27 protein-coding genes and 1 other annotated feature are annotated in these 24,588 nt (G+C 27.2%); of the genes, 1 reads left to right on the top strand and 26 read right to left on the bottom strand.

Annotated elements, in window-relative coordinates:
* Window positions 1-2 precede the first annotated feature (2 nt).
* The 6 genes from mltG to GSH19_RS03005 all read right to left on the bottom strand — a co-directional run bounded on the left by mltG (window position 3) and on the right by GSH19_RS03005 (window position 6,480).
* Window positions 3-1,103 (bottom strand): endolytic transglycosylase MltG, encoded by a 1,101-nt coding sequence (mltG, locus tag GSH19_RS02980; protein ID WP_237026429.1) that lies wholly within the window; start codon window positions 1,101-1,103, stop codon window positions 3-5.
* Between the two features lie 21 nt (window positions 1,104-1,124).
* Window positions 1,125-3,536 carry a phenylalanine--tRNA ligase subunit beta gene (gene pheT / locus GSH19_RS02985; protein ID WP_237026430.1) on the bottom strand — a complete coding sequence of 804 codons (2,412 nt, stop codon included), beginning with the start codon at window positions 3,534-3,536 and terminating at the stop codon, window positions 1,125-1,127.
* Window positions 3,537-3,548: 12 nt separating this feature from the next.
* Entirely contained in the window at window positions 3,549-4,589 is a 1,041-nt protein-coding gene (gene pheS / locus GSH19_RS02990) for a phenylalanine--tRNA ligase subunit alpha (RefSeq protein ID WP_237026431.1), read from the bottom strand.
* Between the two features lie 269 nt (window positions 4,590-4,858).
* The gene (locus tag GSH19_RS02995) at window positions 4,859-5,197 is read right to left on the bottom strand and encodes a helix-turn-helix domain-containing protein (RefSeq protein ID WP_237026432.1); all 339 of its coding nucleotides are present in this window, start codon (window positions 5,195-5,197) and stop codon (window positions 4,859-4,861) included.
* Between the two features lie 14 nt (window positions 5,198-5,211).
* Window positions 5,212-5,700, bottom strand: a complete 489-nt coding sequence (locus GSH19_RS03000; protein ID WP_237026433.1) for an HD domain-containing protein — start codon at window positions 5,698-5,700, stop codon at window positions 5,212-5,214.
* A 15-nt stretch (window positions 5,701-5,715) separates the two neighbouring features.
* Window positions 5,716-6,480 carry an RNA methyltransferase gene (locus GSH19_RS03005; RefSeq protein WP_237026434.1) on the bottom strand — a complete coding sequence of 255 codons (765 nt, stop codon included), beginning with the start codon at window positions 6,478-6,480 and terminating at the stop codon, window positions 5,716-5,718.
* Window positions 6,481-6,652: 172 nt separating this feature from the next.
* Between GSH19_RS03005 and yidC the strand changes: the two genes are divergently transcribed.
* The gene (yidC, locus tag GSH19_RS03010) at window positions 6,653-7,603 is read left to right on the top strand and encodes a membrane protein insertase YidC (RefSeq protein WP_237026435.1); all 951 of its coding nucleotides are present in this window, start codon (window positions 6,653-6,655) and stop codon (window positions 7,601-7,603) included.
* A gap of 173 nt (window positions 7,604-7,776) precedes the next feature.
* On the opposite strand, the gene rpmF is transcribed toward yidC, so the two are convergent.
* From rpmF to polA, 20 genes are all read right to left on the bottom strand, one after another.
* Window positions 7,777-7,959: a 50S ribosomal protein L32 gene (rpmF, locus tag GSH19_RS03015; RefSeq protein ID WP_237026436.1), complete on the bottom strand. Its 183-nt coding sequence runs from the start codon at window positions 7,957-7,959 to the stop codon at window positions 7,777-7,779.
* A 60-nt stretch (window positions 7,960-8,019) separates the two neighbouring features.
* A complete protein-coding gene (locus GSH19_RS03020; protein WP_237026437.1) occupies window positions 8,020-8,562 on the bottom strand; it encodes a DUF177 domain-containing protein in 543 nt (180 codons plus the stop codon).
* Window positions 8,563-8,637: 75 nt separating this feature from the next.
* Window positions 8,638-9,816: a nucleotidyltransferase gene (locus tag GSH19_RS03025; RefSeq protein ID WP_237026438.1), complete on the bottom strand. Its 1,179-nt coding sequence runs from the start codon at window positions 9,814-9,816 to the stop codon at window positions 8,638-8,640.
* On the bottom strand, window positions 9,776-10,510 hold the full coding sequence (locus GSH19_RS03030) for a class I SAM-dependent methyltransferase (protein WP_237026439.1): 735 nt from the start codon (window positions 10,508-10,510) through the stop codon (window positions 9,776-9,778). Before GSH19_RS03030 ends, GSH19_RS03025 begins: the two co-directional genes overlap by 41 nt.
* Window positions 10,507-10,863 carry a ribosome silencing factor gene (rsfS, locus tag GSH19_RS03035; RefSeq protein WP_237026440.1) on the bottom strand — a complete coding sequence of 119 codons (357 nt, stop codon included), beginning with the start codon at window positions 10,861-10,863 and terminating at the stop codon, window positions 10,507-10,509. The genes GSH19_RS03030 and rsfS overlap by 4 nt, the downstream gene beginning before the upstream one ends.
* A 12-nt stretch (window positions 10,864-10,875) precedes the next feature.
* The gene (gene yqeK / locus GSH19_RS03040; protein WP_237026441.1) at window positions 10,876-11,475 is read right to left on the bottom strand and encodes a bis(5'-nucleosyl)-tetraphosphatase (symmetrical) YqeK; all 600 of its coding nucleotides are present in this window, start codon (window positions 11,473-11,475) and stop codon (window positions 10,876-10,878) included.
* Window positions 11,468-12,046, bottom strand: a complete 579-nt coding sequence (locus tag GSH19_RS03045; RefSeq protein ID WP_237026442.1) for a nicotinate-nucleotide adenylyltransferase — start codon at window positions 12,044-12,046, stop codon at window positions 11,468-11,470. The genes yqeK and GSH19_RS03045 overlap by 8 nt, the downstream gene beginning before the upstream one ends.
* Before the next feature lie 12 nt (window positions 12,047-12,058).
* Window positions 12,059-12,370, bottom strand: coding sequence for a YhbY family RNA-binding protein (locus GSH19_RS03050; protein ID WP_237026443.1), 312 nt, complete (start codon window positions 12,368-12,370; stop codon window positions 12,059-12,061).
* A gap of 20 nt (window positions 12,371-12,390) precedes the next feature.
* Window positions 12,391-13,503 carry a ribosome biogenesis GTPase YqeH gene (yqeH, locus tag GSH19_RS03055; RefSeq protein WP_237026444.1) on the bottom strand — a complete coding sequence of 371 codons (1,113 nt, stop codon included), beginning with the start codon at window positions 13,501-13,503 and terminating at the stop codon, window positions 12,391-12,393.
* Entirely contained in the window at window positions 13,504-14,028 is a 525-nt protein-coding gene (locus GSH19_RS03060) for a YqeG family HAD IIIA-type phosphatase (RefSeq protein ID WP_237026445.1), read from the bottom strand.
* A 96-nt stretch (window positions 14,029-14,124) separates the two neighbouring features.
* Entirely contained in the window at window positions 14,125-14,478 is a 354-nt protein-coding gene (gene rplT, locus GSH19_RS03065) for a 50S ribosomal protein L20 (RefSeq protein WP_237026446.1), read from the bottom strand.
* A 26-nt stretch (window positions 14,479-14,504) separates the two neighbouring features.
* The gene (rpmI, locus tag GSH19_RS03070; protein WP_237026447.1) at window positions 14,505-14,699 is read right to left on the bottom strand and encodes a 50S ribosomal protein L35; all 195 of its coding nucleotides are present in this window, start codon (window positions 14,697-14,699) and stop codon (window positions 14,505-14,507) included.
* A gap of 27 nt (window positions 14,700-14,726) precedes the next feature.
* Window positions 14,727-15,245 carry a translation initiation factor IF-3 gene (gene infC / locus GSH19_RS03075; RefSeq protein WP_370636143.1) on the bottom strand — a complete coding sequence of 173 codons (519 nt, stop codon included), beginning with the start codon at window positions 15,243-15,245 and terminating at the stop codon, window positions 14,727-14,729.
* Between the two features lie 23 nt (window positions 15,246-15,268).
* Window positions 15,269-15,394 (bottom strand) — a sequence feature (ribosomal protein L20 leader region).
* 37 nt (window positions 15,395-15,431) lie between these two features.
* Entirely contained in the window at window positions 15,432-17,384 is a 1,953-nt protein-coding gene (thrS, locus tag GSH19_RS03080; protein ID WP_237026449.1) for a threonine--tRNA ligase, read from the bottom strand.
* 257 nt (window positions 17,385-17,641) lie between these two features.
* Window positions 17,642-18,568: a primosomal protein DnaI gene (dnaI, locus tag GSH19_RS03085; protein ID WP_237026450.1), complete on the bottom strand. Its 927-nt coding sequence runs from the start codon at window positions 18,566-18,568 to the stop codon at window positions 17,642-17,644.
* Complete coding sequence (locus GSH19_RS03090) at window positions 18,568-19,920, bottom strand: DnaD domain protein (protein ID WP_237026451.1); 1,353 nt, start codon at window positions 19,918-19,920, stop codon at window positions 18,568-18,570. The genes dnaI and GSH19_RS03090 overlap by 1 nt, the downstream gene beginning before the upstream one ends.
* A 2-nt stretch (window positions 19,921-19,922) precedes the next feature.
* Entirely contained in the window at window positions 19,923-20,390 is a 468-nt protein-coding gene (gene nrdR / locus GSH19_RS03095) for a transcriptional regulator NrdR (RefSeq protein ID WP_237026452.1), read from the bottom strand.
* Between the two features lie 12 nt (window positions 20,391-20,402).
* Window positions 20,403-20,990 (bottom strand): dephospho-CoA kinase, encoded by a 588-nt coding sequence (coaE, locus tag GSH19_RS03100; RefSeq protein WP_237026453.1) that lies wholly within the window; start codon window positions 20,988-20,990, stop codon window positions 20,403-20,405.
* Window positions 20,983-21,825: a DNA-formamidopyrimidine glycosylase gene (gene mutM, locus GSH19_RS03105; protein ID WP_237026454.1), complete on the bottom strand. Its 843-nt coding sequence runs from the start codon at window positions 21,823-21,825 to the stop codon at window positions 20,983-20,985. The genes coaE and mutM overlap by 8 nt, the downstream gene beginning before the upstream one ends.
* Window positions 21,826-21,837: 12 nt before the next feature.
* Complete coding sequence (gene polA, locus GSH19_RS03110; protein WP_237026455.1) at window positions 21,838-24,486, bottom strand: DNA polymerase I; 2,649 nt, start codon at window positions 24,484-24,486, stop codon at window positions 21,838-21,840.
* Between the last annotated feature and the right edge of the window lie 102 nt (window positions 24,487-24,588).

Raw genomic sequence — 24,588 nt, forward strand, 5'->3', positions numbered from 1 at the left:
TGCTATTCACTAATATAAGTATCGATATCAATTTGTTGTTCATTTGCATTTCTAGCATAGTAAACTTTATCATTATTTAGATCAATTAAATAATAAAGAAATTTATTTTTACGATATGTTGGATTTAACACAGCCTTAATTGAATCACTAGTTGGATTATCGTGTGGACCAGGACCATAACCAGGATTTACATATAAATTATATTGAGAATTTCTCCATAGTTCTTTATCTGACAAAGTACCATTCTGTTTTCTAATTTCATAAAGAGAACTTATATCAGATTGTAAAGGAATTCCTAATTGTAAACGATTCATATAAATACCAGCAATTACAGATTTATCTTTATTTGATACATCTAAATTCTCCAATAAAGATGCTAAAGTTAAAACCTTATGCACGTTTAATTTCTTTTTATTAATTTCCTTATAATAAGGCGTTAAAATTTGATCCGTTTTGGAAACCATTTTTTCAACAATATCTTTTAAAGAGTCATTTTTTTTAACCATATAGGTTGCAGGATATAAATAACCTTCAAGAGCATAATTAACCTTATCAGATTTAGTAGCTGATTGTAATAACTTTGGATATTTATTAATTAAATTATTAATAAATTTTTTATCTTTCATTAGATTTAAGAATTCTTTTTTTGAAAAATCAGATTTATTACTAATACCATTGGCTATTTCATTAATATTAGCTCCTTCTTTTATCAGAATATTACCTGTTTTACTTTGAATTGGTTCCTCAGAACCACCTTTTTGTAAAAGACCAGTAATACTTTTTAATGTCATAGATGGATTTAATTGATAATATCCTGCCTTAAAACTACCTTTTTTATTAGAATCAACGTAATAACTAAAAACGGTTCCACTTTTAATTATTCCTTCATCTTGTAAAATTGAACCTATTTTTTTAGTAGAAGCTCCTAATGGAATATTAATTTGCTTAACATTTTTATTATTTACATCTAAGGGCTTTAAAGATGTTTTAAAATAATTATAGCCTCCGATACCTATACAAATAGCTAAAAAAATTAAAATAGCGATAATAGAAATAATGATTTTTTTTCCGAAATTATTTGAATTTTGTTCTTGATTTTCCATATTAAAAAATCCTATTCCTCTCTATCTAATTTCTAAATCAAATTCTTTTTCCAAATTATTTTGAATTTTTTCCATTGATTTATTTACATCTTCATCAGTTAAAGTACCATTTTTATCTTGGAAAATAAGTGAATATGCCATTGATTTTTTACCCTCAGGTATATTTTCACCTTCATAAATATCAAACAAATCAATTTTAGTTAAATAAGCTCCGCCGCGTTTTTTAATTAAATTATAAACATCGGCGTGTGTAATATCATCATTTAACAACAAAGCAATATCTCTTTTAATTGATGGATATTGACTAATTTGATTGTAAAGTTGTTCTTTTTTAGGCAAGTCATTAATTATATCAAGATTAATTTCAAATCCATAAACTTCATCAATTTTATATTTTTGAACTAATTTAGGATGAACTTGACCTATAAATCCAATTTTAGTATCACCGATTAATATATCAGCAGTACGTCCGGGATGCATATTAGAATATTTATCAGTAGCTACGTAAGTTATTTCATCAACAAATGATAAATTTTTTAAAAATTCATTTAGTATTCCTTTAATATCATAAAAATCTACTTTTTTGGATTTTTGCTTCCAATTATTTTCAACTAATGATCCAGAAATTACTCCTGCTAAATGTTCTATTTCTGTTGGTCTTACATCATTATCATTTGGAATAAAAATGCGGCCTTGTTCATACAATGCTACATTTTTTACATTTCTTGCTTGATTATATGCAACATCATCTAAGAGTCCTGATAATAAATTCATTCTTAAATTAGAATGATCCATACTCATAGGAAATTTAAGTTGAACTGATTCCTGATCATTTGTACTAAATTGACTTGATTTTTCTTCAGAAGTTAATGAATATGAGATTGCATGAGTTAAACCATATTCTTCCATTGATTTTCTAGAATTTCTGATTAATTTTTGCTTTTTGCTTAATTTACCTTGCGTCATTTTAGTAGTTGGAAGAGTACTACCAATATTATCATAACCATATATTCTAGCGATTTCTTCAATTAAATCAGCATCCATACTAATATCATTTCTACGACTAGGAATTGTTACTTTAATTGAGTCATTTTCAATTTCTACTTCAAAATTTAGTCTATTAAAGATATCAATAATAGTATTATTATCAAAATCAGTACCTAAAACATGATTAATTCTACTACTAGTAATATTAATAATTTTATTTTTAGATTTATTAACTGTTTTAGTTAAAATATCTTTTGTTGCTTCACCATTTGCAATCATTTCGATTAAACCAGTTGCATCTTCAATTGAATTAACAATATTACTATCATCAATTTTTCTTTCAAATCTTTGCGAAGCATCAGTGTGTAGATTTTGTTTTTGAGCCATTTTACGAGTATTAACTGAATTAAAATTAGCACCTTCAAGTAAAATATTAGTAGTATTGTCGTCTACTTCTGTATCTTTTCCACCCATTAAACCAGCTAATGCAATTGGTGATTTACTATCTGATATCACAACATCAGTTTCATTTAAAATACGTTCAACATCGTCTAGAGTAGTTATTGTCTCACCATTTTTTGCTCTTCTTACACTTATATCATTTTGATTTATTTTATCTAAATCATAAGCATGAAGTGGTTGACCTAACTTAATCATAATGTAATTTGTTACATCTACGATATTATTTATTGGTTTAATTCCAGCATTCCATAGTCTAATTTGTAACCAAAGTGGGCTTGCTTCAACTTTGACATTTTTAATAATTCGTAAATTGTAATTTGAAGATAATGTTTCATCGACATTTAAATTAATTAAATCACTGATATTATCATTAAGATAATTTTTTACTTCATTCGTTTCTAATTCAAAATTTTTATTGTAAATTGCAGCTAAATCAAATAAAGTACCTCTTATACTTAACATATCACCACGATTTGGTGTTACATCTAAGTCAATAAGGGAATCATTCATTCCAATATATTCATATACATCATTACCAACTACAGCATCTTCAGGTAAAAAGTAAATTCCGTCAGACCATTCTTTAGGAACTACATCTTTTGGAAATCCAATTTCATCCAGAGCACAAAGCATTCCACGTGATTCAATACCTCTCATTTTTGCCTTTTTGATTTTAACATTATCGGCAATTCTAGCTCCAGGTGAAGCAACAATTACTTTTGCTCCAACTTCAACATTTGGTGCTCCACATACAATTTGTTCAAGCTCATCTTCACCGGTATCAACTTGACAAATATTCAGATGATCTGAATCTGGATGCTTTTCAAAAGACATAATTTGTCCAACTATTATTTTTTTTAATCCTTTACTTCTTGTTATTACTGAATCTACTTCGACTGAACTTCTTTCAATTTTTTCAGCTAAGTCATCAGCACTAATATTAATATCTAAGTATTCTTTTAACCAGTTATATGAAATTAACATTAATTTTCTCCTTTAATTAAATTGTGATAAAAATCTTAAATCATTTAGGTAAAAATCTCGAATATCAGTAACACCATACTTAAGCATTGCAAAACGATCTGGTCCTAATCCAAATGCAAATCCACCATATTCATTTGCATCTACGCCTGCCATTTTCAATACATTAGGATGAACCATTCCTGCACCTAAAACTTCAATCCATCCACTTCCTTTACATACTGAACATCCTTTACCCATACATTTAAAACAAGTAATATCTACTTCAACTGAAGGTTCAGTAAATGGAAAATAACTTGGTCTCAATCGAACATCAAATTTATCACCAAATAATTCTTCAATCATAACTTCTAATGTTCCTTTTAAATCAGCCATTGTTATATTTTCATCAATTACAATTCCTTCTACTTGATGGAATTGATGGGAATGAGTTGGATCATCAGTATCTCTTCTATAAACAAGTCCTGGAGAAATCATTTTTAAAGGACCTTTAGAAAAATCATGCTTTTCTAAAGTTCTAGCTTGCATTGGAGAAGTTTGAGTTCTCATCAATATTTCATCAGTAATATAAAAAGTATCTTGCATATCTCTAGCCGGATGATCTTTAGGAAGATTCATCATTTCAAAATTATATACATCCTCTTCAACTTCTGGTCCAGAAAGAACTTCATATCCCATACCTAAAAATAAATCATCAATTTGATCAACAATTTGTTGAATTACATGTGGATGACCTTTGATTACCTTATTTTCAGGTAAAGTAACATCAATTTTTTCACTCTTTAATTTTTCATTCAATTCTTTTTCTTCAAGTTCTTGAGCTTTATTATCAATAGCTACTTGCAAAGTATCACGAATAGAATTTGCATAACTACCCATTTCAGGTCTTTCTTCAACTGGAAGATTAGAAATTCCTCTTAATGTTTGAGTTATTAATCCTTTTTTACCTAAAAGATCTACTCTAATTTGATCATTTAATTCTTTAACACTTTTAGAACTTTCAATTTTAACCAATCCATTTTCTTTTATTTGATTCAAATCATCTTTTAATGACATATTTTTTCCTCCATTTTGAAAATAAAAAAACTTCGTCCCTAATAGGGACGAAGTACCGCGTTACCACCCAGATTTATACAAATTAATGTAAACTCTCTATAATTTGGTAACGGAAATTAACCGAATTAATTTTACTCAAAAAGCGAATTCAACTTTTATATGACTAATTTCAGCTAAAATAGTCTCTCTATTAAACTAAAAGTTTACTACTCTTTTATCAACGTATTTAATAAAATAATAAATGATAAATAGTTAATGGTCAATACTTTTTAATCAGTTTGACAACACCATTTATCTGACCATGAATGTAATCCACTCATAATTGGCTTTAATTCTGTTCCTTTATCAGATAATTCATAAATAATAAGAGCAGAATCATCAAATGTCTTTCTAGTAACAATTTCTTCTTGATCTAATTCTTTTAATCTTTCAGCTAAAACTCGATCACTACATTCATCAATTTCATTAGCAAGTTCTCTAAAACGAAGTGGTCCTTTTAATAACAATGATTCAATAATTAATCCATTCCATTTTTTTCCTAAAATTTTAAATGCTTCTTGAAAATTAGGACATAATTGATTTTTTGAAATTTCTACATCAACACTCATATTTAATCCTCCTATTAATTAAATATATTTATAAATTTTCTTACACGTCTTTTTAATGGTTTAGAAAATTCCGTAACAGCTTCTAAATCATCAACTAATGAAACAATAAGACTTTCTTTATATTTAGGATTTGAAATAGTTAATCCCCACATATGCTTCAAAATAATATCTTGTTCAATCGGATTTAAAGAAGTTATTTTTTTTGCGTTTCTTAAAGCAATTTTTGGATGAATAAAGGCATGTGAGCCTAAATCAAATTTAACCTCTCGCCAATCATAATAAAATAAATCATGTAACAATCCTGCTCTTGCAGTTGATTTATAGTCTAAATGCCATTTCTTAGCAATTTTAAAACTTATATATGAAACATTAATAGAGTGCTTTAATCTTGTAGAATGATGATGCTGAACGTAATTATCTAATTTTTTAACTTTATCATTATCTAATAAATCAGAAACAATTGATAAATATTCTTCATTTTCATACCATTTAGTACTTTTCATAATTGGCCTCCTAAATTATTTCTTTATTTTAAACATTATTAAAGCTGCTGCGATTGCAACATTTAAAGATTCAGCTGAACCCTTAATTGGAATGTATAAATTTTTATCTGTGCTTTTAATTAAATTATCACGCATTCCATTTCCTTCATTGCCCATAATTAATGCAAAATCTTCAGTAGGTTTTATTTGAGTATAATCATATGCATCAGGATTTAGTTCAGTTCCATAAACATTTATTTCATGTTCTTTAAATTCTTCAATGACTTTTTCAATTGATGAATTTACTAGTTTAACATGATACTGACTTCCCTGCATTGATCTTAATACTTTATCATTATACATATTAGCTGTACCTTCACCAAATACAACGCCTTTTAAACCAGCAGCATCAGCAGTTCTTACAATAGTTCCAATATTTCCAGGATCTTGAACATTATCTAATAAAATCCAACCACCTTTAAAATCGGTATCTACTTCAAAATAATTATATGATATTTTACAAATTGCAAAAATACCCTGATTGGTAACAGTTGAAGAAATACTATTTGCAACCTCTTCAGAAATAATTGTTACATTAAAATCATTTATTTTTTCTTTAAAAAAATTATATTTTTCTTCAGTTACTAAAATTAATTCAATTTCTTGGTTATAATTAATAGCTTCTTCAACTAAATGCCAAGTTTCAATAATATATGAATTTTCTTTTTTTTGTCCTTTTGACGTTTTTAATTTTTGCCACTCTTTAACGTTCTTATTATGTTTTGATAAAATTTTATCCATAAATAACATCCATTCATCTTATTTATATAATTTTAACACAAATCAATTACTTCTTACTTAAAATAATTACTTTTTTAAATTATTTAAACATTTATCATTACAGGATTGAACAAATAAATACAGTAATGTAATATTAAAGGGATTGATATTTAAACAAACAAGGGGAATTTAAATGAAAGTGAATAAAAAATTTAGTATCCTGTCACTAATTACCGCTTTAAGTCTTTTTTTAACTGGTTGTGTTAGACATGATGCCAACGGAAATCCTTATGGAATGGTTTATAAATATTTAGCCAAACCAGGTCAACAGTTAATGGAAGTAATTGCTAATTTTACAGGTAACTATGGTTGGTCTTTAATTGTAATAACTATAGCTGTTAGATTAATTTTATTACCATTAATGGTTAATCAAATGAAAAAATCTACTCTACAACAAGAAAAAATGAATTTGATAAAGCCACAAATGCAAAAAATTCAAGAAATGCAAAAAAAAGCTAAAACTCAACAACAACAAATGATGCTCAGTCAAAAAACTATGGAAATTTACAGAGAAAACGGAATTAGTATGACTGGTGGAATTGGCTGTTTACCTCTTATTATACAAATGCCTGTATTTGCAGCTCTTTATTCGGCTATTAGATACTCACCAGAGTTATCACATACTGTATTTATGGGTATTAAACTTGGACAAAAGTCTATTCCATTAGCAGTAGCAGCCTTACTTATTTATTTAGTTCAAAGTTATGTTTCTTTACTTGGAGTTCCTGAAGAACAAAAAAAACAAATGAAATATATGATGCTTCTAAGTCCCATTATGATTTTCTTTGTATCTCTTCAATCACCTGCAGGTCTTGGAATTTATTTCTTCATAGGTGGTATATTTGCTGTTATACAAACATTAATTATTAACTTATATAGACCTAAAATGAGAGAAAAAATTCTTGAAGATGCAAAACAAAATCCGCCTAAAGTTGTTTTAACTGATGACTTAATTGAGTTATTTGAAAATGATGACAAAGAAAATAAAGAATCACAACAAACTCAACATAATAATAATTCAAATAGTAGTAATAATAATGAAAATCATAAAAGAAACGCTGGAAAACAAAATAGAAAACCATAAAACATCTTAAATAAATATATAAAGGACTTATTCTAATTAGAATAAGTCCTTTATTATAAAAAAATTAATAAATAAAAAGCCCTATTGTATAAGGATATCAATCCAAATATTTTAGGGCTTAAAAGAATAAAAAAACCAAAAGCCCATGGCGCTTTTGGTTTTTTTAACACTTACTAGTCTTTCTTAGCAGCAGCAACTTCTTTTCCGTCATAGAAGCCACAACTAGGACATACATAGTGAGATTTACGCATTTCTCCACAATTAGGACAAGCGCTCATGCCAGGTACACTTAATTTAATGTGACCTCTACGCATATTCTTCTTTGTTTTAGAAGTTTTTCTCTTTGGTACAGCCATTTTTAGAACCTCCCTTATTTAAAAATATCCACTAGTGAAATTTTTAAGCCTTACAAAAGTTTAATCATTATAAAAATCTTTTAACTTAGCAAGACGTGGATCAACATTTTTACTATCTTTTTCAGATTCGTCTATATCTTCTTTTGATATAACTTTCCAATCATTACCTTCAGGCATAATATTGTTTTCAGACTCTTCTGGAGATAGAACATGCATTGGTATTTGAACAATAATATTATCTTCAACAGCTTTGTCGAAGTCAATAATCTTTTCTTTTTCATCAACAAGTAAAACAACTACTGTTTTTTCATATCGATCTAACTTAGACTCAGCATCAACATATATTTCAGTAAAACTAAAATTTAATGGTAATTCAACTGGTTCTAATGATCTACTTGAAGGAACAACAATTTTACCTTCAACCTTAGCATCAACAATCATGTCTCCTTGATCATTAATAACTTGAACAGATACATTAATCGGAGAAGCATCTAAGATATCTTCAGGATATCTTTTCATTAACGAATCTCTCAAATTTAAAGTTTGTTCTTCTTCAAGAGGATGATTTTTATAATCTTGAAGATACTCAAAAGACCATTTCATAATAAACCTCCAATGCAACAAGCATAATTATACATACCAATTTTTTTATTGTCAAGGCTATATCCTTGATACCATCTAGTTTTTAATGATAATTGGATATTTAAATAAATCCTGTGTTTGACCATTTATCATCTCAACAATTTGACCAGATTTAAATTCAATTGGTATATTTTCTTCAATCATTTTTTTTGTAGTTTTAGTAAAAATAGGTAACTCAATTTTCTTTTTGTTTTCATTTAAAAAACATTTTCCTGAATTATTAAATCCTAAAATTCTAATTGATGAATTTACAGAATTAATTTCATCCTCAGTAATTGAAAATAAAACATAAACTAATAACCTTTGTAATCTTGTATAAGTATAACGTTTACTTTTAATCTTGTTCATAAATTCAACAAAAGTATTTGCATTAACAATTTCTTTTTTCAGTTTATATTCTAACCCTTCTGTCATTTGATATATTTTTTGTAAATCAAATATACTAGCTGTTAAAATTTTAAACTTCAAAAAAGGAAAATAATCATTCCAATAAATAGGTTTTAACTTTTTTAAATTAATTGATGTTTTAGGAACCATATGATTTATTATTTGATGATTCATTAAAGCGAGTCTTATTGATTTACCACTAGATATATTTTTACCTAATACTAAATCTCCATGATTACTTTCAATTCTTTGAATAGGAACCATTTTTAATTTCGAACTAATTTTTCTAATAGCAACCGCATACCAATAAGCAAGATTATCATTTGGATAAGATAAATCAACTCCAAATTTTTTGAAAAAAAGTTTTTGATAATTAGATGCAAAGTTATTATTATCTTCCATTAAGTCTTCATCATTTAATGAAAGTTCTTTTTTACTTAATTCAAAAAAATCAGTTTCAGAATGCTCTGCACCAAAAGCAATAAAATCGCAGTTTAAACTCTCAATTAATTCAACAGCTTTTTTAGCAAAAATATTTGCAGGTTGAACTGCAGACTGAATTGGTAATTCAATAACCATATCAACACCATTTTCAAGAGCCATTCTTGTCCTTGTCCATTTGTCAAAAATGGCTGGTTCTCCTCTTTGTGTAAAATTCGAACTCATAACAACAATTACAACATCAGCTTTTGTTTCTTCTCTTGCTTTTTTAATCTGATACTTATGACCATTATGAAATGGATCATATTCTGCAATAATACCAACAGATTTCACTTTATCACCACTATTATCCTTTTGAACAAGTAAAAAACCATCTAGTTGAATCATCTTTAATTTTAGCTTCACCAAATTCTGAAGTAACTTTAATATTATTAAACCCAGCTTGAATTAAAGCATTTTTATAATCATCAATTGTATATGTTTTTTCTACATGCAATTCATTATATTCATCATATGCTTGATTATTTTTATTGAATAGGAAAAAAGATAAATCATGTTCAATAACGTTTAATTCATCCGTTAAATATGAGGTCCACATAAATGCTCTTGTTTCGTCTCGATAATTATACATATATCCTGGATAAACTTCATTAACTTGATATGGTGTTATAACATCAAAAGAAAACAAAGAACTATTATTTAAATGTTGATATATTTGTTTAAAAGCTAACTTTAAATCATCATAATTACTTAAATAACATAATGAATCATCAAAACAAGTAATTCCATCATAAATGTCTAAATCGCTCATATCTAACATATTTGCATTATACAATGGAACGTTAAATCCTGCTTCTTTTAAATTAAAATCTGCAATTGCTAACATTTCATCTGATAAATCAGAACCCTCAACTCGATATCCTTCTTTTTTCAAGATTGAAATAAGTTTTCCAGTACCACATGCTAAATCAAGAATTTTTTGTCCTTTATTATAATTGTTTTTTACAAAATAAGCCCATTTTTGATACATTTGTGGATCAAATAATTCATCATAAAATGTTGCAAATTCATTAAAAATCAATCTTCTTCAATCCATTCATTTAAATTAACAAGTGATGCATTTGACCATAATTTTTCAAGATTATAAAAATCACGTTGTTCTTTTTTAAATACATGAACAATGATATCTCCAGCATCAATTAAAATCCAATTAGCTTCATTTTTTCCTTCAACTTGATTAATTTCAACTTTATTTTCATTTAATTTTTCAACAATATTATCAGCGATTGCTTTTACTTGTCTTTCACTAGAAGCATCCATAATTACAAAATAATCAGCCATCACACTAATATTTTCTGTATCTAAAGCTATAATATCATTTGCTCTTTTATTATCGGCTGCTTTAACAATTATTTCTAAATTTTTTTTAATCAATAAATTATCTCCTTAATTATTTAAATCAACAATCCTATTATAGGCATCTAAAGCTCTAGGATAGATTTTATTTCCATTTTCTACTAAATATATCATTGTATTTTTTATTTGAAAAATTACACCTTCATCTAAACTAGAATTAGTAATTTTTCTAGCATTTTCTACACCTGGAAAGTTCCTATTTGGTTCAATATAATCAGCCATAAAAATTATTTTTGATAGTTTTTCCATATGTGAAGAACCAATTGTATGATATCTTACAGCATTTAAAATCCTTGAATCATTAATTCCAAGTTCTTGTTGAATAATTAGATATCCTACATATCCATGCCAAATTTCGTTACCATAATTTAAAAGATTTTCATCTAACCTATATTCTCGAATATACTGTTTAAATTTATCATCTGACATTTGTTTTGCATAATCATGAACTAAACCTGCTAAACCTGCTAATTCAGAATCATAATTATTATTAATTGCTATTCTAATTGCTTCACTTTCAACTCTTAAACAGTGTTCAAATCTTGAATCTGTTAAGTTATTTTTTAATTTATTAATTATTTGATTACGATCAAAATCACTATATTTTTTATAATCATATCTTTCATTCATATAAATGATGCTCCTTAATAAATTTATTAACTTTTTCTGGTACTAAAAATTCAATCGATTTATTTTTTTGTATATAATCTCTAATTAAAGAAGATGATATTTGAATCAAAGGACAATCAATCCACAAAATATTTTCATTAGATTTACCCGAAGATCCCAATCTTTTAACACCAACAAAATTTATCATATCAAATAAATCCTTAATTCGGTACCATTTTGGTAAATAGTCAACCATATCGCCACCAATTATAAAATAATATTCAACGTTAGGATTAATTTCAATTAATTTTTTAATCGTATCATACGTATAGCTCTTACCTTTACGTTCAATTTCCAATAATTCAATATCAAATTGTTTATAATTTTCGATCGATTTCTCAATCATTTCAACTCTTTTATTAGCTGAAATTGCTTCTTTTTTATCAACATGTGGCGGAATGTAATCAGGTAAAAAAAGAACTTTGTCCAATTCTAATTGGTCATAAGCTTGATTAGCAATAATTAAATGTCCATTATGAATTGGATTAAAAGTTCCACCTAAAATACCAATTCTTTGTTTCTTTTTATTCATATAATTAAACCTTTATATTTCTGCTACATCAATTGAAATCTTTCTTTTATTCTCTTTTTTGGAAACTACAAATAATAATAATGTTCTTCCGATTGTTTGAACAACTTGAATATTACTATTTTCTTCAATAAAACTTTTTGCTTCTTCTACCGTTATATCTGATGCTTGTTGAATATTAACTTTAATTAATTCACGGTTATTTATAACTTCTTGTACTTCATTAAGCCATAAATCACTTAAACCATTCTTTCCAATAGAAAAAACTGGTTTAATCTGATTTGCCTGCGCTCTTAAAAAACTTTTCTGTTTACCTCTTAATTTCATTTATTTAATTTTTCTCCCTTTTAAATCATTGATTTTCTAATTAATATTGAAACATGTTTTGGAGCATATGCAGCAACAATTGTATCTTTAGGTACTGTTATCCATCCTAACCCTTCAATTACAACATCACTTTTTTCTTCAACTTTAAATTCTTTTCGATATAATTCCAAATCTTCACTGTATTCAGAAGGTGGAGTTAATAACCCTCCTAAATGTTTTTCATAAAAGTTATCAGCATTATCAGTTTTAGTTCTATGAACTAATAAATCATTTGAAACATAAACAGTAAATCCTTTTTTAGAATCACCTTTTATATAATCAAAACGGCCTAATCCACCGAAAAATAATGTTTGTTCTGGATTTAATTGATAACTTTTAGGTTTTATTAATTTACTAGGTGAAACATATTTCAAATCTTTTGGATTCAAATAATGCGCCATTTGTTCACGATGAATAACACCAGGGGTATCAATCAATGAATGTCCATCATCTAATGGGATTTCAATTTGATCTAAAGTTGTCCCAGGAAATCTTGATGTAGTAATAACTTGGCTATCACCAGTATTTTGTCTAATTATTTGATTAATTAATGTAGATTTACCAACATTAGTTACTCCGACAACATATACATCTCGATCTTCTTGATTTTTTTGAATTACATCTAATAAATTATCAACGGATTGATTAGTTTTGGCTGATACCATTTCAATTCCAATTGGTTTTATTTGAGCTTTATTAGCTTGTTGTCTAATCCAATCCTTTAATTTCTTTTTATTAATTGAAGATGGTATTAAATCCATTTTATTTCCAACTAATAAAATAGGATTATTTCCAATAAATCTTTGTAACCCAGGAATTAAACTTCCATTAAAATCAAAGATATCAATAACATAAACAACTAAAGAATTGGTCTGTCCAATTTTATCTAACAACTTTAAAAAATCATCGTCATCAAAATCAACTGATTGTATTTCATTATAATGTCTAAGTTTAAAACATCTTTGACAATATAATTCTCCACTTTCTAATCCTTTTGCTATTGCTGATTCAGGAGTATAACCAATTTCATCTTGATTTTCACTTTGAATCTTAGCTCCACAACCGATACAGTATAATTCTTCATCTAATACCATTTAAATGTCTTCCTTCCAGTAAAAATTTTTATCTTTTTTTGCTAATTGATTTAATATAAATTTTTCTATTATACGATTACCTTTTGTAACCCATGCATCAGAAGGTACTAATGGTTTAACCAAAATACTTTTAACATGAGAAATATTTGAACCTAATATGTCTGTTAAGAGTTGATCTCCTATCATTACGGATTCCTTTTTATCAAAAGAAAACTCTTTAATCGCTTTATTAATTCCATAAGAAGTTGGTTTCATTGAACGATATATATATGAAACGTCCAATCCTTCCAATGCTTTTTGAACTCTACGTTTCTGATTATTTGAAACAACCACAACATTAATTTCATTTTTAGACATATAATCTAGCCATGATTTTAATCGATTAGTACTATTTTTATCGTTCCATGCAATTAATGTATTATCTAAATCAGTTAATATATTTTTAATATTATGCTTTTTTAATTGGCTAGGTGATATATCATAAATTGATTTAACCATCCACGTAGGTTTAAATTTTTTTAGCATTATTATCTCCTTATTATTATGTACTAGAAGAAATTTTATTCTTCTAAAATTAGAAAAAACTTCCACCTCACACTATACAGAGGTGGAAGTTTCATTTTATAAAGCTTTCTTAGCAGTTTCTGCTAAATCAGCAAAAGCTTTTTCATCATTTACAGCTAAATCAGCAAGCATTTTTCTGTTCATATCAACATTTGCTAATTTTAAACCGTGCATAAATTTGCTGTAGCTCATACCGTTCATTCTTGCAGCAGCATTAATTCTTGCAATCCATAATTTTCTAAAGTTACCTTTATTATTACGACGGTCACGGAAAGCATATTCTTGTGACTTCATTACTTGATCTTTAGCAGTCTTGAATAAGCGACGTTTTCCACCTCTGTATCCTTTAGCTAATTTAAGTACTCGTTTACGACGTGCGTGTGTAACTGTTCCGCCTTTTACTCGTGGCATAGTAAATTCCTCCTCTTAGTTATAAATTATTTTGATAGTAATTTTAAGTAACGTTTAACGTTTGTTTTGTTCATCATGTGAGTTCCACGTAATTGTCTACGTTGTTTCTTTGTCTTACCGTGGAAACGGTGACTTGTAAATGCATGTGCACTTTTTAAACCGCCTTTAGCAGTTTTTTTGAAACGCTTTGCAGCAGCTCTATTTGTTTTAATTTTTGGCATGATTGGTTCCTCCTAGATAATAAAATATTATTTTTTGTCAGTATTTGGTGATAGCATTAAGAACATGCTACGACCTTCCATTTTAGCTTTTTGAGTTACAGTTGCAACATCATTTGTAGCCTCAGCCATTTTAGTAAGAACTTCTCTACCAATTTCTTTATGTGTAATAGCTCTACCCTTAAATCGAATAGAAACTCTTACTTTTTCACCTTTTGATAAGAACTTACGAGTGTTGTTTAATTTAGTATTAAAATCATTTGTATCAATAGTAGGACTTAAACGAATTTCTTTAACACTAACAACTTTTTGACGTTTACGATTTTCACGTTCTTTCTTTTGTTGCTCAAAACGATACTTACCGTAATCTAATATTTTTGCAACTGGTGGTTTAGCTTTTGGAGCTACCATTACTAAATCTAAATTTGCTTGATCAGCTATTTCTAATGCTTCACTTTTACTTTTTAAACCTAATTGGTTTCCTTCAGCATCAATAACCATCATTTCATTGGCAAAAATACCATCATTTACTAATTTATCTTTTGCTATTGTATTTCACCTCCATTTAATTAAAAGCAGAAAAATAGCGGATGCCACTAAAGCACCCGCCATGTTCCGTAGAAATGAAACTTTCATTCGACATATGCCCAGCAACTTATGTTCCTAAGGCGAGAAGCGGGAAGCTTCTGCTTTTTTCTATTAATTATAATATCAATAAAAACCTAATATGTCAAATTACTTTTTAGTATTTCTAGAATACTCAGAAATATCTTCTAAAACACTTTCAATAAATTCTGTAATACCATAAGTTTCACTGTTCTCTTCACCGTATTTTCTCACAGAAACTTTTTCATTAGATACTTCATCTTCTCCAACGACAACAGTATATGGAACTTTATGAGTTTGAGCATCTCTTATTAAGTAACCCATTTTTTCAGCACGTTCATCAACAGTTGATCTAATTTTCATTGAAGTTAACTTTTCATTGATTTTTCTTGCATAATCTCCATGTTTTTCTTCACTAACTGGAATGATTTTAACTTGTTGTGGAGCTAACCAAGTTGGGAATGCACCCTTGTACATTTCGATTAAGTAAGCAGTAAATCTTTCCATAGTAGAAACTAATCCTCTATGAATCATAACTGGACGATGATTTTGACCATCTTCACCTACATAATTCAAATCAAATCTTTCAGGTAACATGAAATCAAATTGAATTGTAGATAAAGTTTCTTCATTACCTAAGGCAGTTTTAGTTTGAACATCTAATTTTGGACCATAAAATGCTGCTTCACCTTCTTCTTCAACATAATCAAGATTCAATTCATCCATTGCACCTTTTAACATTGATTGAGCTTTATTCCACATTTCATCATCATCAAAATACTTTTCAGTGTTTTCAGGATCACGATAACTTAATCTGAACTTATAATCGTTAATATCAAAATCACTGTAAACTTCCATCATTAAATTAAGAATTTTTTTGAATTCATCTTTAATTTGATTAGGAGCAACAAATGTATGACCATCGTTTAATGTCATTTCTCTTACTCGTTGTAATCCACTTAAAGCACCTGATTTTTCATATCTATGCATCATTCCTAGTTCAGCAATTCTTAATGGTAGTTCACGATATGATCTTATATGGTGCTTATATACTTGAATATGTGAGGGACAATTCATTGGACGTAGTTCCAACATTTCATCATCATCCATATCCATTGGTGGGAACATATCTTCACGATAATGATCCCAATGCCCAGATTGTTTATATAAATCTAAATTAGCTAGAACAGGAGTATATACATGTTCATAACCATGAGATAATTCTTTATCAGTAATATATCTTTCAACCGTTCTTCTAATTGTTGCACCATTAGGCATCCAGTATGGTAAACCAGCACCTACTTTTGGATCAACGAAGAATAAATCAAGTTGGTTACCAATAACTCTATGATCTCTTTCTTTAGCTTCTTGTCTTAAACGTAAATCTTCTTTTAAATCATCTTCTTTAAAGAAAGCTGTTCCATAAATTCTTTGTAACATCGCATTAGAAGATTTACCTTCCCAATATGCACCAGCTACTGATAATAAACGAAAATGTTTTAAATCTTTCAAACTAGGTAAAACAATATCTTGAGCCAAAATTAATTGATCATTTACTTCATAAAATAATACTTCATTATTTTCATCAATTTGATCTAAGATTAATTTAGATTGATATTTATCATTTTCAACTTCTGATAAAGCTTGTTCTTTATTTAAAACAACTCTTTTAATTGAAGCATTAACTCCAATCATTTTTTTGATTTCATTTTCTAGTGTTTCTAATTCATCTGAGCTAACTTGATTTTCATCTTTTTCAGTATCTAAAAAGAATCCTTCCTCATCATTTTCACTCAATCCGAATTTAATATCACTGTATTTATTCTTTAAAATACTTTGTAAGGCTAAAGATCCAGTTTCTTTTAACAAAGAATTAGCTTCATCTGAATCTTTAGTAATAATTTCAATTTTTCCACCTTTATGTAATGGTTTGAAAAAATCAACTAATACTCCATCAATTTTTGCAGCTACAGATTTCTTAGCTAAACTAACTGAGATAGATTTTGCGATATCTTCAGCTAAAACTCCATCTTCAAATTCTTTAATACTTCCATCTGGAAATACGAATTGTAATTTGTCCATAATTAAACACCTCTCCTAAAAAAAGTCCCAGGTATTATATAAATAATACCTGGGACGTTATTAACGTGGTTCCACCCAATTTAATCTAATTTAATTAGACACTCATTGAAAAATATATTCAAAAAATAAATAAAGTGGTAACCAAAATTTGCAAACAAGTGAATTACAGAAAATATCACTCTCTCTTAGAAATACAAATTATAGCCATGTCTTTACTATACATAAATTTATAACATTATTATTTTACAATGTCAATTTCATGATCTTCTACGATTCCTACCAGTAACTTCAATTTCATCAGCCAAAAAATAAATTCTTTCCATTAATCGTTTTGCCTTAAGGGGCTCAATATCCCCTCTTTGATTAACCTTTAAATGTTCATCTTCAAATTGCTGCATTGAAAAATTAGATGAAAAGAATGTTGATAATTCATTTTGCATTCGATATTCCAAAATTGTACCTAAAATATCATCCCTAACCCAAGAAGACATTGAGTCAGCCCCAATATCATCAATCATTAAAATTTCACTTTTTTTAATACGATCTAACTTGTTTGAAATATTGGAATTACCAATTGAATTTTTCAATTCGACAATAAAACTTGGAAAATGAAGTAATAAACTCTGAACACCACTATTAGCTAATTCGTTAGCAATTGCTCCTAACAAATAAGTTTTACCTGTTCCAAATGGTCCATATAAATATAATCCTTTATGAAAATTATTTGAATTAGTTTTGTAATTTTCAATAAAATCTAAAGCTTCACTTAAGGCTTCAATTCTTCCATTATCTTTATCATAATTTAAAATATCAGCATTTATAGCATCTTTTGGCATTGATATAGTCTGAATCAATTTATTATTCTTTTCGTTTTCTCTTTGTTTTATTAATTCTGGACTAGCAACATAAGAAACATCTATCAATGAATTATTCATAACGAGTTGAGGAATATATCCATTAGCAAAATTAGATTGACCTTTATTTATTTTATTTTTTTCATTAAAAAATTCGTATAACTTGGCTGATGACTTAATGATAGCATCTTTCGATAACTTATCTTGATTTTGATTTAAAAAATCTTTAACATCTTTATCTTCATATACTTGATTCATTAAATCATGATATTTTTTTAATGCATTATTCTTTTTTAAAGAACTTTCCATTTCAAATCCTAAATCTTTCATTAGTCATCCTCCTTTTTATCTTTTCTCTTATTTAGCTGGGCATTTAATTTTTTATTTAATTCGTCAACATCTACATCGTTTTTCTTAGTTTTTTTATATTCGTCTGAATTAGCCCAATCAGGTAAAGTTTCAATTACATTATTTTGTTTATAATTCTTCTTATTATATTTTTTAGTTACCTTAGGTGTAGTATTTCTATTTTTAATTTCAAACATTGCTTGTTCAACCGTTTGAATATTTTTTTGCTTCCAATCATTAGCAATCGTATCAACTAAATTTTTATTTAAGGTTGGCAATGATTGATCAATTAAAATATGATAAATCAAAATATTTACTACTGATTTATTTAAAATATTATTTCGAATTAAATCTTTAATAATTCGCTCTTCTCCACTAGTAGTAAATCCACCTTTTTGGTGCTTTAATGAATTTAAAAATTGAATTGGTGCTAAATCATTTGCAATTTTTATAACTTGCTGTTGCTTTTTCGAAAATTGATTTTGATTTATTTCTTCTTTATTAGATTCATTTGTTAATTCGTTATTATTGTTATTTGAATTAAACATTTGATAATCACGTGATATTAATAACTGCAATTTTTTAACATCAAATAAATTATTTGTAAAATTAGTTGCCTTTTCAATATATCGACTCATATCTAATTCATTTATTCCATAAACTTGATGTTCTGAAGTTATCATGTCTTTCTCTTTTTTAACTTGTTCAATATCAACAAATGATTTTCCTAAAATTTCCAATAATAATTTAAAATCAAAATCATCAACATAAAAGTCTTTTTCAATTGACGATTTGACAGTATTTTCTTTTTGATAATTTTCAATAACTCTAGGCTTATCCGATAGATTATTATAATTTACATTAAAAACATCAAAAAAATTCTTAGTTATTTCTTCTGAATTATTAATAATTTCATCATTACTCTTAAATCGATTACTCAATTCTAAGAATCTACTTTCGCCAACCATCTCAAGAAATAAAATGCTCAAAAGATCTTCATTAAAAAACTGTTTAGGTTGTAAAGGATTAACTAATTCATAATTTAAAATGATTTGATTAGAAACTGACTTACTATAAACCTTTAAAAGTCCTGAACCTTCTAATCTATATCTAGCTTTAATAAATGCCTTTTTATCTAATTGTAAAATATTCATAATTTCATAATGATTATGTAATTCATTATCCTTTAGATTCAAGAATAATTTATACAATCCATAAGCATCTAAACCAATAATTGGCTGATACAATAAGTCAAAAGCTTTACTATTAAAGTCACTTTCTCCACTAAAATTTATTATCATAAATGATGATTTAGGTTCAATTTCATCAATCATAATTACTCACCTTTTTTATCTTTATCTAAAACATCTTTTAATTCATTAAAGAAAACAGACATATCTCTAAATTGACGATAGACACTCGCAAATCGAATGTACGATATTTCATCAACATCTTTTAACTCTTCCATTACATATTCACCAATTAAGTCGCTTCTAACTTCATTGGATCCCAAATCTCTAATTTTAGTTTCTACAACATTGATAATATTATTCATTGTATCCATTGAAACTGGTCTTTTTTCAGCTGATCTGATTATTCCTCTAAGAATTTTTTCTCGATTAAATTCTTCTCTGTTTCCATTCTTTTTTACTACTAGAATTGGTGGGAATTCTATTCTTTCATAAGTGGTAAATCGAAATGAACATGATTCACATTCTCTTCTTCTTTTAATATCTCTTCGATCATTACTTGGACGACTATCAATAACCTTACAACTTTCTGCATGACATCTTGGACAAAACATTATATTAACACCTCATAAAGTTTTTACTTCTTTTAACCAAATATTTAAACTTGATTTTAATTCATTTACACCATAAGAATTATCAATAACAAAATCTGATAATCTTTCTTTAATATCCATTGGCCACTGTGCTTTAATTCTTTTTTGTGCTTCTACAATACTTAAATTATTTCGGTTCATTAACCTGCTTAATTGAATAATTTTATCACTACTTATTACTAAAGTATAATCAACAAATCGATTTAATCCCATTTCAAAAAAAGTAGGAGCATCAACAATAATTATTTCATTTTTATTATTTTTGATTTTTTGTTTGATTTCCTTTTCAATATAAGGAAATATCATTTGCATTAAAATATTTAAAGATTGTTGACTATTAAACACTAACTTTGATAATTCTTTTAAATCAACTTTTCCATTTAATTCAATTCTTGAACCAAAATAATTAATTACTTCTGAATTTAAATCAATATTTTCTTTATACAATTGATGAACTATTTCATCACAATCAATAATATAACATCCCTGTTTACTTAAATATTTACTAGCAGTTGATTTACCAGTCGAAATTCCACCAGTTAATCCAATGATTTTATTCACTTTGATCACCATGCATCATCTGACATTTTGGACAAAATGTAGTTCCTCTTTGAGCAACCTTAATTTTTTCAAAATTAGTTCCACATCTTGAACAAGGCTTATCCTTCATTCCATAGGCATGTAAATTATTTTGAAATTGTCCTGCTTCACCAAAAGCATTGGAATAAGAATGAACTGTAGTTCCATGTCCTTTAGTTGCAGCATCTATTTCTTTTATAATATTTTCTCTTAAAGCTTTAATTTCATTATCACTTAAAGTATTTGTAATTTGTTCTGGGTTAATTTTTGACATCCACAATACTTCATCAGCATAGATATTTCCTAATCCAGCAACATTATCTTGATCTAATAAAAAGGCTTTTAATTTTCTTTTACCCTTCATTAATCTTTGCTTTAAGTATTCAAATTTTAATGTATCATAAGTTGGTTCTGGTCCAATTGATTTTAATCCTGACAACTGATACTCATCACCTGTTTTAACTAATGACATTTTACCAAATTTTCTTGTGTCATTATATCTAAGCTCTCGATCATTATTAAGATGAAAAACTACATAAGTATGTTTATCTAATGGAGAATTATCAGGTTGAACATCATATTTACCTTCCATTCTTAGATGAGAAACAATCGTATAGTTATCACTTAATCTAAAAAGTAAATATTTACCTCTTCTATCAATTTTTTCAATTGTTTTATCTTTTAAGGTATTCTCAAAATCGTTAATACTAATATTGAGCATTTTATCGTAATAAGCATTTGCGCTTATTATTTTTGATCCCTCAACTAATTGAGTTAATCCTCTTCTAACCGTTTCTACTTCTGGTAATTCTGGCATTAGAATCCCTCCTTATTTTAAATCATACCAATTTTCACCATAATGACTTTCAACTTTTAAAGGTACATTTAATTCAATTGCTGAATCCATTACTTTAGGAACAAGATTTTCTAAGATTTCAATTTCATCATTTGGAGCTTCAAATATTAATTCATCATGCACTTGCAATAATAATTTAGATTTTAATCCTTTTTCTTTGATAACATTTTGCATATTAACCATTGCAATCTTGATAATATCTGCAGCACTACCTTGAATTGGTGAATTCATTGCTGTTCTTTCAGCAAATGAACGTTTTTGAAAACTCTTAGCATTTATATCATCAATATATCTTCTTCGACTTGAAATTGTTTCTACATAACCATTTTCTTTTGCAAATTCAATTGTACTATCCATATACTTTTTAATTCCTGGATATTCTTCAAAATATTTATCAATAAACTTTTGAGCATCTTGTCTTGAAATCCCAACATTATTAGAAAGACCATATGCACTAATTCCATAAACAATTCCAAAATTAACCGCTTTAGCTTGTCTTCTTATATTTTTTGAAATTACAGCATCATCATCTAATTCAAAAATTCTTTTAGCAGTTGCTTCATGAATATCTTCGCCGTTAATAAACGCTTGTTTCATATTATCATCATTAGATAGTGAAGCCAGTACCCTCAATTCAATCTGAGAATAATCCGAAGAAAAAATCTTCCAACCTTCTTTTTCTGGTTTAAAAGCTTTTCTAATTCTACGTCCATCTTCACTTTTAACCGGAATATTTTGTAAATTTGGATCTACAGATGATAATCTACCTGTTTGAGTTAATGTCTGCAAATATCTTGTATGAACTTTTTGATCAGACGGATAAATAACTTTAATTAGTCCTTCTAAATAGGTTGAAATCAATTTAGATAATTGACGATATTGTAATATATTATTAACGATTGGAGACTGATCAGCCAATTTTTCTAACACATCAACTGAAGTTGAATAACCTGTTTTAGTCTTTTTAATTACAGGAAGTTGCAATTTTTCAAAAAGAATCTTTCCAAGTTGTTTAGGTGAACCTATATTAAATTCTTCACCTGCTTGATTATAAATTTCTAATTGAAATTCACTTAATCTTTCAATATATTTACTCTTCAATTCTTCTAAAGTTTGTTGGTCAACTGTAATACCTTGAATTTCCATCTCTGCTAAAACTTTTGAAACTGGTAATTCAATATTACGATATAAATCAAACTGCTGATGATTTTTTAATTCGTCAAGCATAGATTTTTTTAATGACTCAATAGCATTGATTTTTCTAGCTAAATAATCATATATTTTTTCTTTTTCAGTAGGAATTGCACGTTTAACTCCTGTACCATAGAAGTTTTCATCTGTTTGTAAATCATTAAATCCGTGTCTTGCAGAAATTTTTGCCATATCGTTACTATTATCTAAAGTATTTAATAAATAAGAGACCAACAACATATCAAAATTAATATTCTTTAAATTAATTCCTAAACGATTTAATCCAACAATTTGTCTTTTTAAATCAAAAACATTTTTTTGAATTGAATCACTTTCCAAAATCGACTTTAAAGGATCCTTACTTAATAAATCTAAATTACTGGAAACAAAAAAAGAATTCTTAGTTCCAATAGAAAAACCAACAAAATCTGAATTGTGATAATTTGCATCAATCATTTCTAAATTAAAAGAAATATCATTCTTAGATTCATTTAGTAAACTTAAATTATCCTCATTCAATTCAATATATTCAATATTTTCTAATGGTTTACTTTCTTTTTCAGATTCACTTAAATAACTGTTAAAATTCATTTTTTGATAAAAATCACTTAATTCTTTATCTTTATTGCCTAAGTATTCAAGATTATCGATAGAAATATTAATTGGCGCATCACGCTTAATTGTTGCCAATTGTTTTGACAAAAAGGCTTGTTCTTTGTCATTAATTAAATGTTCTTTTAATTTTTTTCCAGACACTGCATCAATATTTTCGTAGATACCTTCAATTGTTCCAAATTGTTGTAATAATTTAATTGCAGTTTTTGGTCCAACTTTTTCTACGCCTGGATAATTATCTGAAGTATCTCCTTGAAGACCTTTCATATCAATAATTTGAGTATAATCAATCCCTAATTTTTCTTTAACATGATTTGGAGTATACTTTTCAATTTGAGTAACTCCTTTAATTGAAACACTAACTGAAGTATTTTCAGAACATAATTGTGTTAAATCTCGATCACCAGTTATAACTGTTGTTAATAATCCTTTTTCATCTGCTTCTTTCGCAATTGTTCCAATTATGTCATCTGCTTCATAATTATCAATTTGATAAGTTTTAATCCCTCTAGCATTTAATAAATCTTTTAAATAAGGAAATTGTTCTCTTAATTCATCTGGTGTTTTAGCTCTGCCACTTTTGTAAGTATCAAACATTTTAGTTCTAAAAGTTGTTTTACCTGCATCAAAAGCTGCCAAAACATAATCTGGTTTTTCTTCATCCAATACAATATCCAACATTTTATTAAAACCATATATTGCTGAGGTATGAATTCCTTCATCATTTACAAAATTATCCATTGCAGTATACAAAGCAAAAAAAGCTTTATATGCAATCGAGTTCCCATCAATTAAAAGAACTTTTTTTCTTTTCATAAAACTCTCCCTAATCCATAATAATTACTATAATTTTAACACTAATAAATTTATTTTTTATCAAATAGATAAAAAAAGCATAAATCAATTATGATTTACGCC

It is taken from the genome of Lactobacillus sp. S2-2 (genome assembly GCF_021698855.1).
GTDB lineage: Bacteria > Bacillota > Bacilli > Lactobacillales > Lactobacillaceae > Fructilactobacillus.

Excerpts from the sequence above, each read along its gene's own strand:
- mltG (WP_237026429.1), bottom strand. The coding sequence starts at position 1,103 with ATGGAAAATCAAGAACAAAATTCAAATAATTTCGGAAAAAAAATCATT.
- GSH19_RS03020 (WP_237026437.1), bottom strand. The coding sequence starts at position 8,562 with ATGAAATGGTCTTTTGAGTATCTTCAAGATTATAAAAATCATCCTCTT.
- yqeK (WP_237026441.1), bottom strand. The coding sequence starts at position 11,475 with ATGAATGAAAGATATGATTATAAAAAATATAGTGATTTTGATCGTAAT.
- yidC (WP_237026435.1), top strand. The coding sequence starts at position 6,653 with ATGAAAGTGAATAAAAAATTTAGTATCCTGTCACTAATTACCGCTTTA.
- GSH19_RS03060 (WP_237026445.1), bottom strand. The coding sequence starts at position 14,028 with ATGCTAAAAAAATTTAAACCTACGTGGATGGTTAAATCAATTTATGAT.
- rpmI (WP_237026447.1), bottom strand. The coding sequence starts at position 14,699 with ATGCCAAAAATTAAAACAAATAGAGCTGCTGCAAAGCGTTTCAAAAAA.
- nrdR (WP_237026452.1), bottom strand. The coding sequence starts at position 20,390 with ATGTTTTGTCCAAGATGTCATGCAGAAAGTTGTAAGGTTATTGATAGT.
- GSH19_RS03045 (WP_237026442.1), bottom strand. The coding sequence starts at position 12,046 with ATGAATAAAAAGAAACAAAGAATTGGTATTTTAGGTGGAACTTTTAAT.
- mutM (WP_237026454.1), bottom strand. The coding sequence starts at position 21,825 with ATGCCAGAATTACCAGAAGTAGAAACGGTTAGAAGAGGATTAACTCAA.
- GSH19_RS02995 (WP_237026432.1), bottom strand. The coding sequence starts at position 5,197 with ATGAGTGTTGATGTAGAAATTTCAAAAAATCAATTATGTCCTAATTTT.
- pheT (WP_237026430.1), bottom strand. The coding sequence starts at position 3,536 with ATGTTAATTTCATATAACTGGTTAAAAGAATACTTAGATATTAATATT.
- GSH19_RS03090 (WP_237026451.1), bottom strand. The coding sequence starts at position 19,920 with ATGATTGATGAAATTGAACCTAAATCATCATTTATGATAATAAATTTT.
- pheS (WP_237026431.1), bottom strand. The coding sequence starts at position 4,589 with ATGTCATTAAAAGATGATTTGAATCAAATAAAAGAAAATGGATTGGTT.
- rpmF (WP_237026436.1), bottom strand. The coding sequence starts at position 7,959 with ATGGCTGTACCAAAGAGAAAAACTTCTAAAACAAAGAAGAATATGCGT.
- GSH19_RS03005 (WP_237026434.1), bottom strand. The coding sequence starts at position 6,480 with ATGGATAAAATTTTATCAAAACATAATAAGAACGTTAAAGAGTGGCAA.
- yqeH (WP_237026444.1), bottom strand. The coding sequence starts at position 13,503 with ATGGTATTAGATGAAGAATTATACTGTATCGGTTGTGGAGCTAAGATT.
- thrS (WP_237026449.1), bottom strand. The coding sequence starts at position 17,384 with ATGGACAAATTACAATTCGTATTTCCAGATGGAAGTATTAAAGAATTT.
- dnaI (WP_237026450.1), bottom strand. The coding sequence starts at position 18,568 with ATGAAAGATTTAGGATTTGAAATGGAAAGTTCTTTAAAAAAGAATAAT.
- rplT (WP_237026446.1), bottom strand. The coding sequence starts at position 14,478 with ATGCCACGAGTAAAAGGCGGAACAGTTACACACGCACGTCGTAAACGA.
- GSH19_RS03025 (WP_237026438.1), bottom strand. The coding sequence starts at position 9,816 with ATGATTCAACTAGATGGTTTTTTACTTGTTCAAAAGGATAATAGTGGT.
- GSH19_RS03000 (WP_237026433.1), bottom strand. The coding sequence starts at position 5,700 with ATGAAAAGTACTAAATGGTATGAAAATGAAGAATATTTATCAATTGTT.
- GSH19_RS03050 (WP_237026443.1), bottom strand. The coding sequence starts at position 12,370 with ATGAAATTAAGAGGTAAACAGAAAAGTTTTTTAAGAGCGCAGGCAAAT.
- polA (WP_237026455.1), bottom strand. The coding sequence starts at position 24,486 with ATGAAAAGAAAAAAAGTTCTTTTAATTGATGGGAACTCGATTGCATAT.